This is a genomic window from Aurantivibrio plasticivorans (assembly GCF_055392955.1).
This window is the reverse complement of record NZ_AP036020.1, coordinates 301,724-314,109: the sequence shown is the minus strand read 5'-3', so window position 1 is coordinate 314,109 and position 12,386 is coordinate 301,724. Positions and strand designations below refer to the sequence as shown.

Sequence of the window (12,386 nt, the reverse complement as noted above, 5' to 3'; positions counted from 1 at the left end):
TTTATAAAAATTTATTGCGCGCCCTTTTCGATGGATCGCAATTTTGTTGCGACCTGATCTAGCACCGCATTAATAAATTTGTGACTATCAGCAGCTCCGAATTTTTTTGCCAGCGAAACCGCTTCATTGATTGCCACTTTGAACGGCACATCAATTCGCGATCGCAATTCATAGGTGGCAATGCGTAATAAAGCCAAGGTAATAGCATCCAGCTCATTAAGCGAACGGCCCTGCAAAAACGGCGTAAACTCAGTATCGAGACTTTCGCCTTCATCAATACCTACACGCACAAGTTCTTGAAGATACTCATAGTCGACATGCTTCATGTCATATTCAGCACGAAACTGCGCGATGATTTCGTGAGGCGCGTCATTGTTCAACTGCCATTGATAAAGCGCCTGCATGGCATAATGTCGGGCTTTGCGGCGGGCTGCGGGACTACTCATTTATTTATTCTCTAACGTTGAAGGTGTTGCACTTATGTACAGCTTTACTGACTATAGTTTCTTAAGAAGAGAGACCATTTCCAGCGCTGTTGTGGTCGCTTCAACACCTTTATTACCGGCTTTAGTTCCCGAACGCTCAATCGCTTGTTCTATGCTATCAACCGTTAGTACACCAAAGGTGACTGGCAGATCGGCATTCAATGAAACCTGAGCAAGCCCTTTTGTACACTCACCCGCTACATGCTCAAAATGTGGTGTACCACCACGAATCACCGCACCCAGCGCAATAATTGCATCATATTTTTTTGAGGCCGCTAATTTTTGAGCCACGAGTGGCATTTCAAATGCACCTGGCGCATAACAAATAGTCACGTCATCATCTTTGATACCGTGACGACGTAAGGTATCCAAAGCCCCTTCTTTTAAGCTTTCGACAACAAAGCTATTCCAGCGGCTCACAATAATGGCGTATTTACCGTCTACCGATGTAAAATCACCTTCAATCAATTGCTGGCTCATATTTTTCCTCAAACTTTTGTCAATTCAAATATTCTATTCTTAACGGATTTAAAAACTGATTTACTCTGGGCTTGAGACGTGTTCAACCACTTCTAAATCAAATCCAGAAATACCCGAAAACCTAAACGGTGCCGACATTAAGCGCATCTTATGCACACCAAGATCCTGGAGAATTTGTGCACCTGTACCCACTTGACGATAGACATTGTCTTGACTTGGTCGCACTTGTTTTCCAGACAACAGCCAATCCACACTTTCCTCGACCGTTGATGCAATATCATTGTGGCAAATCAACACCACCACACCTTTGCCTTCTTTCGCCACATGATCGAGAGAGCGCTGAAACGTCCACGCTTTATAGTCTTTTTCATCTTCGCTTTGTAACGACAAAATATCGCGTGCGGCATTTAGCACATGCACGCGAACTAAGGTTGGCTCGTCACTGACTATTTCACCTTTAACAAAGGCAAAGTGCATATCTTTGCGAGCGACATCACGATAGGTTAATAAACTAAAATCTCCGTAATGCGTCGACACTGCACGATCATTGACACGCTCAACAGTTTTTTCTTTTACTGAGCGGTAGTGAATTAAGTCAGCGATGGTACCAATCTTAAGACCATGCAATTCCGCGAATTTTTCTAAATCCGGACGGCGCGCCATAGTGCCGTCTTCATTCATAATTTCGACAATGACCGAGGCCGCCTCAAAGCCTGCCAAGCGCGCCAAATCACAACCCGCTTCGGTATGACCAGCACGACTTAGTACACCCCCAGCTTGCGCTAAAATAGGAAAGATGTGCCCAGGTTGAACAATGTCTTGCGGCTTAGCATCACGCGAAATCGCAGTACGCACTGTACGTGCCCGGTCTGCGGCAGATATGCCTGTAGTCACGCCCTCTGCCGCTTCGATAGATACAGTAAAGTTGGTAGAGTGACGAGCGCCGTTGCGATTAACCATCAATGGCAACTCTAGCTGCTTACAGCGATCTTCAGTCAGCGTTAAACAAATTAACCCTCGAGCATTTTTTGCCATAAAGTTAATGTCATCGGCACGTACTTGCTCTGCGGCAATAATTAAATCGCCTTCATTTTCTCGATCTTCATCATCCATCAAGATAACCATTTTACCTTGACGAATATCATCAATAATTTCTTCGATACTATTCAATGCCATAATTAGATCAGCCTACTTGTTTGCTGTTCGTTTTTTCGATGCGCAAAAACGTTATTTTAAAAACCCGTTTTCTGCTAAAAATTCCATACTAATAGTCGATGCGCCACCATCAGCCGCTTTATCGCCGAGTACCAGTCGCTCCAAGTAGCGCGCTATGACATCGACTTCCAAATTCACTTGTGTACCCGCCTGATAACTACCGATCACCGTGTGATCTAACGTATGCGGCACAATATTTAATTCAAACTCACAACCATTGACTTGGTTTACCGTGAGACTTGTACCATCAACCGTAATAGAACCTTTCATGGCGATGTAGCGAGCAAGCTTAGATGGCGCACGAACGACAAAGCGTTCTGAACGAGCATCCGGTACTCGACTGACCACTTCACCCACAGCATCGACGTGACCACTAACAATGTGTCCACCTAAACGCGAACTCGGCATCATGGCTTTTTCTAGGTTTACCGAATCACCAACTTTCCAATGTGGAATGGTGGTATTGGCTAACGTCTCTTGAGACACATCCGCCCAATACCCGTCACCCGGCAATTCAACCGCCGTCAGGCAGACCCCGTTGGTCGCAATGGAATCGCCCAGCGCCACATCGCTTAGATTTAAGCGATTCGTCACGATACGAATACGCAAATCGCCGTTACAGGGTTCGAGCGCTGCAACACGTGCAACATCTTCGATTATTCCAGTAAACATTTTGCCTTCCTCTATTATAGATTGCGGCTAGTCATCTTTATCTAAGGTGGCTGTGATGCGCCAATCTTGCCCAACCGCTCTGATATCTTGAATCTGAACCGTCAGCTGAGCGGCCATGGTATCCAACGGCAAATCAAATAAAGGGCGCGCGCGACTGCCCATTAGTTTCGGAGCCATGTAAACCACCAGTTCATCAGCCAAGCCGAGCTGGACAAATTGACCAGTCAATGTCGAGCCAGCCTCTACCATCACTTCATTGCACTCGCGCTCAGCCAATAGTCGCAGCAAGCGCATTAAATCAATACGACCAAGGCCATTCTCGTCGAGGTTAAGGTGCTGACATTCGGTATCAGCCAAACGCTCGCTCTCAATGGTGGTGCTACCAGCTGATACCCACAAAACGGGGCCAGCCTCTTTCAGTAGCGGAGCATCATCGGGTAACCGTGCCTTGGAGTCCAACACCACCCGTAGAGGTTGTTTGCTAGGCGCATACTCGGCGCTAACACCTAGCTCATCATTGCGTACCGTTAGACGGGCCTGGTCGCGCAAGACCGTCTCAATACCAGAAATAACGGCCGAGCTTCGTGCCCGTAGACGCTGCACATCCGCGCGCGCCTGGCCGCTGGTTATCCATTTACTTTCACCGCTTGCCATAGCGGTACGCCCATCAAGACTCATCGCCATTTTGATGCGCACATAGGGCAAGCCCTGCTCCATCCGCTTAATAAATCCAGGATTGAGTGCCCGGGCCGCATCTTCCAGCACAGGCCCATGGACCGCAATGCCTGCCTGCTCCAAGCGTTCGATTCCACGACCAGCCACTTTGGGGTTGGGGTCCAGCATGCCGTAAACGACACGACCGAGCTTCGCCTCAATTAACGCATCGGCACAAGGCCCCGTTTTCCCATGAAAGCTGCAAGGCTCGAGGGAGACATAGGCCGTTGCGCCGGTGATATCCACTCCCGCACTATTCGCTGCGCGAATTGCGGCAACCTCAGCATGAGCTTCGCCAGCCCGCTGGTGCCAACCTTCGGCCAATACGCTGTCACCGCGAACAATGACACATCCGACTCTGGGATTGGGCTGAGTGCTATATAAACCACGCTCCGCTAACGCGATGGCTCGCGCCATCATGGCTGTATCCAATACTGTTTGATCGCTAGCAGTTTGCTTGAGGGGCTGTAGATCTTTCACCCGGATAACTCACTCGTCTGCCGGATTTAAAGAAAGCCGATCAATCTCTTGGCGAAACTCATCGACATCTTGGAAGCTACGATAAACCGAAGCGAAACGCACATACGCTACTTGGTCTAGCTGACGCAACTGCTCCATGACTAGCTCGCCCATTTCGCGAGAGGGTAGTTCTCGTTCACCGGTTGCTTGAAGCTTATGTTTGATATGGCTGATGGCCGACTCAATTTTCTCAACGCTGACAGGCCGCTTTTCAAGCGCGCGCTGCATACCAGCCCGGAGCTTTTGATCGTCAAATGGCTCGCGCGTGCCATCGGATTTAATCACCCTGGGCATCAGCAGCTCGGCCACTTCATAGGTTGTAAAACGCTCGTGACAAGACAAGCACTCTCGACGACGGCGTACTTGATCGCCCTCGGATACAAGGCGTGAATCGATAACTTTAGTATCATCAGCACTGCAAAATGGACAATGCATGGATTGGTCTCGCAGCAGAATGGAGGGGCAGTTTAGCACAGCAGCTTTAGCCGCTCGCTATTGAATAGCGCCGCCACAGCTTAACAAGGCCTAGCAGCGCACCCTTTGAGCTAAATCATGCCGCTAACGATAGCGGCATCACTCGTGAATTGCAGGTTAGTGACTATGGGTATACAGGAAAGCGCTTGCAGATATCTAACACTTTGGCTTTCACCTCGGCGCAGACCGAATCTGCTGTACCAGCTTCCAGGGCATCTAAAACGTCGCACATCCAGCCAGTCAACTCACGCGTTTCAGCCTCACCAAAACCTCGCGTAGTAATCGCTGGCGTACCAACACGCAACCCGCTGGTAACAAATGGTGAACGCGGATCATTAGGTACCGCATTTTTGTTGACTGTGATGTAAGCGCTACCGAGTGCCGCATCAGCATCTTTCCCGCTGTACTCTTTACCGATCAAATCAACCAACATCAGATGGTTTTCGGTTCCACCAGAAACAATCTTGAAGCCGCGCTCCATAAATGTTGATGCCATGGCTTTCGCGTTTTTAACCACTTGCTCCTGGTAGGCCTTGAACTTTGGGCTCGCAGCTTCTTTAAAGCACACCGCCTTCGCCGCGATAACGTGCATCAATGGGCCACCTTGACCACCAGGGAAGACCGCCGAATTTAATTTCTTTTCGACCTCTTCGTTCGCTTTGGCCAAAATCACACCGCCACGAGGGCCGCGCAAGGTTTTATGGGTAGTCGACGTCACCACGTCAGCAATCGGCACTGGGTTCGGATAAACGCCTGCAGCAATCAAGCCCGCCACGTGGGCCATATCGACCATCAAGTAAGCGCCAACCGAATCGGCGATATCACGAAAACGCTGCCAATCCATAACTTGAGAATAAGCTGAGAAACCGGCGACGATCATTTTCGGCTTATGTTCTTTCGCCAAGCGCTCAACTTCATCGTAATCGACTTCACCGGTCTCTGTGTTCAGACCATATTGGACTGCGTTGTAGATCTTGCCAGAGAAATTAACTTTGGCCCCATGGGTTAAATGACCGCCGTGATCCAAGCTCATCCCTAACACCGTTTCGCCTGGAGCAACTAAGGCTTGATACACAGCGGCATTTGCCTGGCTGCCTGAATGGGGCTGAACGTTGGCGTAGTCGGCACCAAATAAGGATTTAGCGCGTTCGATCGCAGACACTTCGACCTTATCGACATATTCACAACCGCCGTAGTAGCGCTTGTGCGGGTAACCTTCCGCGTATTTATTAGTGAGCTTACTACCCTGCGCCGCCATGACTTGCGGGCTGGTATAGTTCTCAGAAGCGATTAGCTCAATATGCTCTTCCTGACGCTGAGCCTCTTCTTGCATGGCCTCCCAGATTTCTGGATCGTATGCATCTAAACCGCGTGAATCATCAAACATTGGCGCCTTGTCTCCCAAACAGAACAGTCCCGAATTGGACAGATTTTAAGGAGCGCGAATTGTACTAGAGGTTAAGGTAGCTCTCCAGTTAAACATCGATCTAGTGACCAACTATGAGCTTCACAGGAAAGCCACGGCGGGTTCGGCTATAGTAAAAACTGAACCTCCCGGAAACCACCTTATGAGCGAAATAGAAGGACGCTACGGTTCTGCCGTCTTTATCGACGACCACATCGTCTATATGCGAATGAACGAAGGAGTCGAGGTCAAATTGAGTGGCGCCCGCAGCACCCACAGAAAAATCGCTGAGCACATGCCCGGTAACTACGGCATCCTGATAGACCGTGTTCACGACTATTCAATCAGCCCGGTCGAGCTGTACGAGTACCTCAATTCAATTGAGAACCTAAAAGCCATTGCAAACGTGGTCTATCGGGAGAACACAAAAAGCAGCCTGGCAACCGCAGAGCGGATATTTCAAGGTCATTTCGGCTACTTCAGCTCAGTAGAAGAAGCGCATGCTTGGCTAAACTCAGTCCTAACCGAAGAATAAAATCCCCAGCATTGAACCGTTGAATTCAACGCAGAGTTTGGGTAACGTCTCGCCCAATCGACTCGCAACCCATTATTCGCTACGACACCCTGTTTTCTAACTTTGTTTTCTAACTAAGGAACTCAAGCCCCCATGGCTCAATACGTATACACCATGCAAGGTGTTGGCAAAATCGTGCCGCCTAAGCGCGAAATCCTCAAAGACATCTCATTGTCGTTTTTCCCAGGCGCAAAAATTGGCGTACTCGGCTTAAACGGTGCGGGCAAATCAACCTTGCTGCGCATCATGGCGGGCGTCGATACCGATTACATCGGTGAAGCACGACCAATGCCCGATATTAAGGTGGGTTATCTGGCACAAGAGCCACAACTTGACTCAGAAAAAGATGTGCGCGGGAATGTAGAAGATGGCGTTCGTGAAGCACTCGATGCGCTCGCCGAGCTCGACCAAATTTATACCGCTTACGCGGAGCCCGATGCAGACTTTGACGCCCTGGCCAAACGCCAAGGCGAACTTGAAAACATCATCAATGCCTGGGATGCACACAACCTCAACAACACCCTAGAGAAAGCCGCCGACGCCTTACGCTTACCGCCCTGGGACGCCAAGGTTGACACATTATCGGGTGGTGAAAAACGTCGCGTTGCCTTGTGCCGATTATTACTATCACGCCCCGACATGCTGTTACTTGATGAGCCGACCAACCACCTGGATGCCGAAAGTGTTTACTGGCTAGAGCGCTTCCTAAAAGACTTTACAGGCACCGTAGTGGCCATTACCCATGACCGCTACTTCCTCGATAACGCTGCCGGCTGGATTCTCGAACTCGACCGTGGTCACGGCATCCCCTACGAAGGCAATTATTCCGATTGGCTCGAAGCAAAAGAAAAACGTTTAGAACAGGAAGAACGTAGCGAAGCCTCACGTCAAAAAGCCATTCAAAAAGAATTGGAATGGGTGAGACAAAACCCCAAAGGCCGCCACGCGAAAAACAAAGCGCGTTTAAATCGTTTTGAAGAAATGCAATCGCAAGAATTCCAGGCGCGCAATGAAACCAACGAAATTTATATCCCACCCGGCCCGCGCTTGGGCGACCAAGTCATTTCCTTTGACCATGTATCAAAAGGTTATGATGGCCGTTTGTTAATTGATGATCTCTCTTTCTCAATTCCGAAAGGCGCGATTGTCGGTATTGTCGGCGGAAACGGTGCCGGTAAATCGACACTGTTCCGCATGATTTCTGGCATGGAAGAGCCCGATAGCGGCAAGATCGTTGTTGGGGAAACAGTAAAAATCGCTCACGTTGATCAAAGCCGTGACAAGCTCGATGATAAAAAAACCGTATGGGAAGCGATTTCTGACGGTTTAGATGTTATCCAAATCGGCAATTACGAAGTCAATAGCCGCTCTTATGTGGGCCGTTTCAACTTTAAAGGCTCCGATCAACAAAAACGCGTCGGCGATTTATCCGGCGGTGAACGCGGCAGGTTACATCTGGCAAACACGTTAAAACAAGGGGCAAACGTATTGCTCCTTGATGAGCCCTCAAACGACTTGGATGTTGAAACTTTGCGCGCATTAGAAGAAGCTATCGAAGCTTTCCCTGGTAGCGCACTAGTGATCTCGCATGATCGCTGGTTCCTCGACCGTGTTGCGACTCATATATTGGCTTACGAGGGTGAGAGTGAAATTGTATTCTTCGAAGGCAACTATACCGAGTACCACGACGATTTAGTGAAACGCAAGGGTGACCAAGCTGAGCCTCAACGAGTGAAATACAAAAAGATTGGCTAAGCCGACACAGTCGCGCAAAAACAAAAAGCCCGCGTTTACAGCGGGCTTTTTTATATTAGAAAACAGGGAGCGTGATCTTAGCATTCGAAAAGTTTTGCACGAAAGGTTTGCAAAACAGTCAATCACTACGCTGAAAAATTTCCGCGTTTTTATTCTCTTCTTGTTTAAATTTTCCATACCGTAAAAAATAAACAACTTCTTCTATCACCGCATCGTTTTGCATCATCATCGGGTGAGTAATAGGCATCACTTTAAAGTCATCCATACCTTCAAGCTTGGTATTTTCTACCGAGACCTTGCCATCATCATCACCAGGGATCAAACTCGACAGGATCCAATTAATACTCCAATTCCCTGCAATAATACCCAGTTCAAAATTAGCAGCGCCGAGCTGTTTCGGCATATCATCTTCACCTGTCCCTAGTTGCAAACCAGCGTCGCCATTTATCCAATGAAATAACCTTATCTCTCCCAGCTCATCAACAACTTCACTCCCCTGATTAGGTGGCCCCAACATCACTACGCGGCCGAGGTTATCCAGCCCGTTGTTTGCTGTGTTGTTAGCGATATAGTGGCGCACCAATATGCCGCCCATGGAGTGCGTCACAAAATGCACAGGCTCGTCATCTGGGCACTGGACAATGGCTTTTTTAACCTCTTCCTGCGCCAGCGTTTCCACCCGAGCCTCACGAGATGGATAGTCGTGATTGACCACGGCGTAACCTTCTTCAGTCAGGCGCTCTGCCATGGTTTCCATCGATTCACTACTGCGAGCCAAACCATGCAACAGCACCACACAGTCCGCGGTAACACAGTGGCTAGCCAAGGGCACAGCCAACAGTATCAACCCCTTAATCAAAGTCTTCATTAACCAACCTAATTGAAGAGTAAAGAAGCGATCATGCCATCGCGGCGTGATAAAGCAAATCAGACGCTGAGCAGCCGTGAAACCGCACTAACTGTCGGGCAGTGTCTGCTGCAACCGCTGGTTTAGCACCCATAAAAACAACTTCCGGATCGCTTGCTGGCTGTGCGAATCCACACAACGAAAGTGATCCACCGACAACTTATCGTCTAGCATCAACTGTTTAAGGACTTCTTCATCGAGATCAATTGCGATACCGTGTAACACTTTGCCACCCCCTGGCGTAACGAAAGACAGGGGCACAATATTATTGATAATGATAATCATTTGCAACTAGATAAAGGAGCGAATAGGCGTATTGAGTTGCGATGGCTCAGCGAGACTACATTCAGCGGAACCATCCACTCGCAATCACTTCCAAGTTCGCAGGCGCACCGCCCTGAAGGCAAGGCCATGCAAATAACGTCGCCAAAGCGGCGATTTCAGGCTATGTAAGTGCTCACACACAAAATCGAGTCATCTCGACGTCACACAATGGGAAAGGCAATGCTGATCAAGTCTAAACACCGCAACACCCTCACTGAAGCGCATGTCACGAGCGAAACTCACTACAGCAACCGTCGACAGTTGCTCAAAGCAATGGGAATAGGCGCGGTCGGCGTGAGCGCCGCTAGCCTTGCCACACCTGGTCAAGCCCAACTGCTGGATGGCCTTTTTGGCGGCGACAAGAAAGAAGAGCCCCGCTTCCGGCTTGGCGACCAAACACTTCCTTTCACCAATACACGAACACCGTCGCCAACGCTGGAAATCACCCCAGAAGTTAAGGCGGCGACATACAACAACTTTTATGAGTTTGGCACGGATAAATCCAATCCTGCGCACATGGCAAAGGATTTCAAGGTCAAACCCTGGACACTGGAAATCACCGGCGAGGTAGACAAACCCGTTACCGTCGACGTGTGGGAACTGATTAACTCAGCAAAACTTGAAGAACGCATCTACCGCTTTCGCTGCGTGGAAGCCTGGTCCATGGTCATCCCCTGGATTGGCATTGAGCTGAGCGAGCTGATTAAAAAAGCTAACCCCAACAGCCGAGCAAAATTCGTCGCCTTTGAAACGCTATACGACCCAGACCAAATGCCAGGGCAAAAATCTCGCTGGGTAGGCGGCGGCATCAGCTACCCCTACGTGGAAGGTATGCGCATTGACGAAGCCATGCACCCATTAACGATGATGGTCGTCGGCATGTACGGCAAAACCCTACCCCCACAAAATGGCGCACCATTGCGACTCATGGCGCCGTGGAAGTACGGTTTCAAAGCGATTAAATCCATTGTCAAAATCCGCCTCGTCGAAGAAATGCCGCCGACTACCTGGGGCCTACTAGCACCGCAAGAATATGGCTTTTACGCCAACGTCAATCCCGGTGTGGATCACCCTCGGTGGTCTCAAGCTAGCGAGCGGTTTATTGGCGAAGGCCGCTTCGCCAGCCGTCAACCCACGCTGCCATTCAATGGCTACGCTGACGAAGTCGCAGGGCTTTACGCAAACCTCGATCTAAAAAAGAATTATTAAGCTCTGAGTAAACTGCATGCCTGCCAAAATACTTTTTCTGCGCTCGTTGCGCCCAGCGGTGCATCTGTTTGCCGCCATTCCTTTGATATTGATTGGCTATCAGTTGTGGTTCAACCCACTAGCGTTTGCAGACCCCGTCGAGTACCTGACCCATTTTAGTGGCGAAAACGCGTTACGATTGTTGCTACTCAGCTTAGCCGTCACACCCATTGCAAAACGGCTCAAGCAACCACTGGTTATTCGTCTGCGTCGGCCAATAGGCCTATGGTGTTTTGCTTATGCGTCACTGCACTTAGGCGTATGGCTCAGTTTAGACCTGCAATTTCAGTGGGCACTGATTGGAGAGGAAATCGTTCAAAGAAATTATCTACTCGTGGGATTTGCCGCGTGGGCCATCATGTTGCCATTGGCCATAACCTCCCTCCCTGCTCTGCAAAGGGCGTTGGGCAATCGATGGAAAAAGCTACACCACTGGGTTTATTTAGTCGCACTGTTAGCGCCGTTACATTTCATTTGGTCTGTGAAAAGCGGCTTAACGGAACCGCTGATTTATCTGGCCGCTGCCCTGATGTTGCTCAGCTTTCGCTACCGCACACTCACCAAATATATTCGCGCGCGGCAGTAGACGATTGAGGGAAAGACCCAATCGCCGCGCCTCGCGTCAAAGAGGCTAATGATCTGTTTGACTGTAAGGTGGCGCAGGCTTAAGCAGAGGACGCTGCAACGGCGCATTGAACAGTACGCGGGTATCTTTCGCATCTAGATACAAATAAAACCGCCACGACAGCCAGGCCAGTAGACCAACCACAACAACAATCATCAGGTTCTTCACTGTTGGCTCGAGCATGACCAACATCGACAAGAACGCCACACTAAACACACACATACCCAAGGTTTGAATGACCCAGGCAGCCAGCCACGCGGGGTAACTCATACGTATTAATCCACGCATGAGTACCAAGTATATCGCCCAAAAAAATACGGTTCGTACAATTGAAATGGGTTGGTTAAAGATGATGGTGGCAGCAATGATCGAGGCGGTGTACCACAACAGCAATAGTTTGAGTCGCCGTGGTAGCTGGGGAATGGCTGTGAATAAAGAACTTAATTCAGTCATAAATCACCCTAGTGTTATTTATTATTTTGGGTAGTTATGGGGTAGTCGTAACTCTCAACTACCCTAGCACTCGAGCAAAGTTTTGCAAAGGGTCTTTACGCTATTCACTCAGTAAAACGATAAGCAGCGCTACTTTCAGCACCTAACCTTATAAATTAGACCTTACCCTTGTTTAACACCGCCGCAAGCCAGTGTGCAGCCGCCAAAAATGCACCAATTCCGGGAACCCCAAAAACACCTGCAGATAATTCACAACCGATAAAAACAGCAATACCTTTCAACCACGTAGTGCGACTTGTCGGTTCACCATCACGGGCCCCAATTCTAAATAGCGCCACAACGACCGTGATAATAGGTATCAATAAAATCAAAAATACATTTTCAATCGGCCCAAACGCTGACGTAATGACGAGACGCTCTATGGATGTTTGCCGAAGACAAAAATCGGCAGCGATAAAACATCCAACAGCCGATGCGATTAACAACACACCAATAAATACACTACGTACGACCTTCACAGGCAAATAGACTCACTC

At 49.1% G+C, this 12,386-nt stretch carries 15 protein-coding genes; 4 read left to right on the top strand and 11 right to left on the bottom strand.

Going from position 1 to position 12,386, the window contains the following annotated elements; translation table 11 throughout:
- Positions 1-11: 11 nt before the first annotated feature.
- The 7 genes from nusB to glyA all read right to left on the bottom strand — a co-directional run bounded on the left by nusB (position 12) and on the right by glyA (position 5,946).
- The gene (nusB, locus tag ACZ5NB_RS01455) at positions 12-446 is read right to left on the bottom strand and encodes a transcription antitermination factor NusB (protein WP_460231095.1); all 435 of its coding nucleotides are present in this window, start codon (positions 444-446) and stop codon (positions 12-14) included.
- A 51-nt stretch (positions 447-497) separates the two neighbouring features.
- Positions 498-965 (bottom strand): 6,7-dimethyl-8-ribityllumazine synthase, encoded by a 468-nt coding sequence (gene ribH / locus ACZ5NB_RS01450; protein WP_460231094.1) that lies wholly within the window; start codon positions 963-965, stop codon positions 498-500.
- A gap of 60 nt (positions 966-1,025) precedes the next feature.
- On the bottom strand, positions 1,026-2,141 hold the full coding sequence (gene ribBA, locus ACZ5NB_RS01445; protein ID WP_460231093.1) for a bifunctional 3,4-dihydroxy-2-butanone-4-phosphate synthase/GTP cyclohydrolase II: 1,116 nt from the start codon (positions 2,139-2,141) through the stop codon (positions 1,026-1,028).
- A 51-nt stretch (positions 2,142-2,192) separates the two neighbouring features.
- Complete coding sequence (locus ACZ5NB_RS01440; RefSeq protein ID WP_460231091.1) at positions 2,193-2,852, bottom strand: riboflavin synthase; 660 nt, start codon at positions 2,850-2,852, stop codon at positions 2,193-2,195.
- A 27-nt stretch (positions 2,853-2,879) separates the two neighbouring features.
- Entirely contained in the window at positions 2,880-3,983 is a 1,104-nt protein-coding gene (gene ribD / locus ACZ5NB_RS01435) for a bifunctional diaminohydroxyphosphoribosylaminopyrimidine deaminase/5-amino-6-(5-phosphoribosylamino)uracil reductase RibD (RefSeq protein WP_460232078.1), read from the bottom strand.
- A 72-nt stretch (positions 3,984-4,055) separates the two neighbouring features.
- On the bottom strand, positions 4,056-4,520 hold the full coding sequence (gene nrdR, locus ACZ5NB_RS01430) for a transcriptional regulator NrdR (protein WP_460231090.1): 465 nt from the start codon (positions 4,518-4,520) through the stop codon (positions 4,056-4,058).
- Between the two features lie 163 nt (positions 4,521-4,683).
- Positions 4,684-5,946 (bottom strand): serine hydroxymethyltransferase, encoded by a 1,263-nt coding sequence (gene glyA, locus ACZ5NB_RS01425; RefSeq protein ID WP_460231089.1) that lies wholly within the window; start codon positions 5,944-5,946, stop codon positions 4,684-4,686.
- 181 nt (positions 5,947-6,127) lie between these two features.
- Between glyA and ACZ5NB_RS01420 the strand changes: the two genes are divergently transcribed.
- Together ACZ5NB_RS01420 and ettA are read left to right on the top strand one after the other, a co-directional pair.
- Positions 6,128-6,499, top strand: a complete 372-nt coding sequence (locus ACZ5NB_RS01420; protein WP_460231088.1) for a hypothetical protein — start codon at positions 6,128-6,130, stop codon at positions 6,497-6,499.
- A gap of 132 nt (positions 6,500-6,631) precedes the next feature.
- Positions 6,632-8,293, top strand: coding sequence for an energy-dependent translational throttle protein EttA (ettA, locus tag ACZ5NB_RS01415; protein WP_460231087.1), 1,662 nt, complete (start codon positions 6,632-6,634; stop codon positions 8,291-8,293).
- 118 nt (positions 8,294-8,411) lie between these two features.
- On the opposite strand, the gene ACZ5NB_RS01410 is transcribed toward ettA, so the two are convergent.
- Both ACZ5NB_RS01410 and ACZ5NB_RS01405 read right to left on the bottom strand, forming a co-directional pair.
- Positions 8,412-9,161, bottom strand: coding sequence for an esterase/lipase family protein (locus ACZ5NB_RS01410; RefSeq protein ID WP_460231086.1), 750 nt, complete (start codon positions 9,159-9,161; stop codon positions 8,412-8,414).
- Between the two features lie 87 nt (positions 9,162-9,248).
- The gene (locus ACZ5NB_RS01405) at positions 9,249-9,485 is read right to left on the bottom strand and encodes a hypothetical protein (protein ID WP_460231085.1); all 237 of its coding nucleotides are present in this window, start codon (positions 9,483-9,485) and stop codon (positions 9,249-9,251) included.
- 219 nt (positions 9,486-9,704) lie between these two features.
- Here ACZ5NB_RS01405 and msrP point away from each other — a divergent pair, with 219 nt between their 5' ends.
- Together msrP and ACZ5NB_RS01395 are read left to right on the top strand one after the other, a co-directional pair.
- Complete coding sequence (gene msrP / locus ACZ5NB_RS01400) at positions 9,705-10,733, top strand: protein-methionine-sulfoxide reductase catalytic subunit MsrP (RefSeq protein ID WP_460231084.1); 1,029 nt, start codon at positions 9,705-9,707, stop codon at positions 10,731-10,733.
- 16 nt (positions 10,734-10,749) lie between these two features.
- A complete protein-coding gene (locus ACZ5NB_RS01395; protein WP_460231083.1) occupies positions 10,750-11,358 on the top strand; it encodes a protein-methionine-sulfoxide reductase heme-binding subunit MsrQ in 609 nt (202 codons plus the stop codon).
- Between the two features lie 45 nt (positions 11,359-11,403).
- Here ACZ5NB_RS01395 and ACZ5NB_RS01390 read toward each other — a convergent pair whose 3' ends face one another.
- Together ACZ5NB_RS01390 and ACZ5NB_RS01385 are read right to left on the bottom strand one after the other, a co-directional pair.
- Positions 11,404-11,850, bottom strand: a complete 447-nt coding sequence (locus ACZ5NB_RS01390; RefSeq protein WP_460231081.1) for a hypothetical protein — start codon at positions 11,848-11,850, stop codon at positions 11,404-11,406.
- A gap of 155 nt (positions 11,851-12,005) precedes the next feature.
- Positions 12,006-12,368 carry a hypothetical protein gene (locus ACZ5NB_RS01385; RefSeq protein WP_460231080.1) on the bottom strand — a complete coding sequence of 121 codons (363 nt, stop codon included), beginning with the start codon at positions 12,366-12,368 and terminating at the stop codon, positions 12,006-12,008.
- Positions 12,369-12,386 lie beyond the last annotated feature (18 nt).

Excerpts from the sequence above, each read along its gene's own strand:
- nusB (WP_460231095.1), bottom strand. The coding sequence starts at position 446 with ATGAGTAGTCCCGCAGCCCGCCGCAAAGCCCGACATTATGCCATGCAG.
- ribH (WP_460231094.1), bottom strand. The coding sequence starts at position 965 with ATGAGCCAGCAATTGATTGAAGGTGATTTTACATCGGTAGACGGTAAA.
- ribBA (WP_460231093.1), bottom strand. The coding sequence starts at position 2,141 with ATGGCATTGAATAGTATCGAAGAAATTATTGATGATATTCGTCAAGGT.
- ACZ5NB_RS01440 (WP_460231091.1), bottom strand. The coding sequence starts at position 2,852 with ATGTTTACTGGAATAATCGAAGATGTTGCACGTGTTGCAGCGCTCGAA.
- ribD (WP_460232078.1), bottom strand. The coding sequence starts at position 3,983 with ATGGCGCGAGCCATCGCGTTAGCGGAGCGTGGTTTATATAGCACTCAG.
- nrdR (WP_460231090.1), bottom strand. The coding sequence starts at position 4,520 with ATGCATTGTCCATTTTGCAGTGCTGATGATACTAAAGTTATCGATTCA.
- glyA (WP_460231089.1), bottom strand. The coding sequence starts at position 5,946 with ATGTTTGATGATTCACGCGGTTTAGATGCATACGATCCAGAAATCTGG.
- ACZ5NB_RS01420 (WP_460231088.1), top strand. The coding sequence starts at position 6,128 with ATGAGCGAAATAGAAGGACGCTACGGTTCTGCCGTCTTTATCGACGAC.
- ettA (WP_460231087.1), top strand. The coding sequence starts at position 6,632 with ATGGCTCAATACGTATACACCATGCAAGGTGTTGGCAAAATCGTGCCG.
- ACZ5NB_RS01410 (WP_460231086.1), bottom strand. The coding sequence starts at position 9,161 with ATGAAGACTTTGATTAAGGGGTTGATACTGTTGGCTGTGCCCTTGGCT.
- ACZ5NB_RS01405 (WP_460231085.1), bottom strand. The coding sequence starts at position 9,485 with ATGATTATCATTATCAATAATATTGTGCCCCTGTCTTTCGTTACGCCA.
- msrP (WP_460231084.1), top strand. The coding sequence starts at position 9,705 with ATGCTGATCAAGTCTAAACACCGCAACACCCTCACTGAAGCGCATGTC.
- ACZ5NB_RS01395 (WP_460231083.1), top strand. The coding sequence starts at position 10,750 with ATGCCTGCCAAAATACTTTTTCTGCGCTCGTTGCGCCCAGCGGTGCAT.
- ACZ5NB_RS01390 (WP_460231081.1), bottom strand. The coding sequence starts at position 11,850 with ATGACTGAATTAAGTTCTTTATTCACAGCCATTCCCCAGCTACCACGG.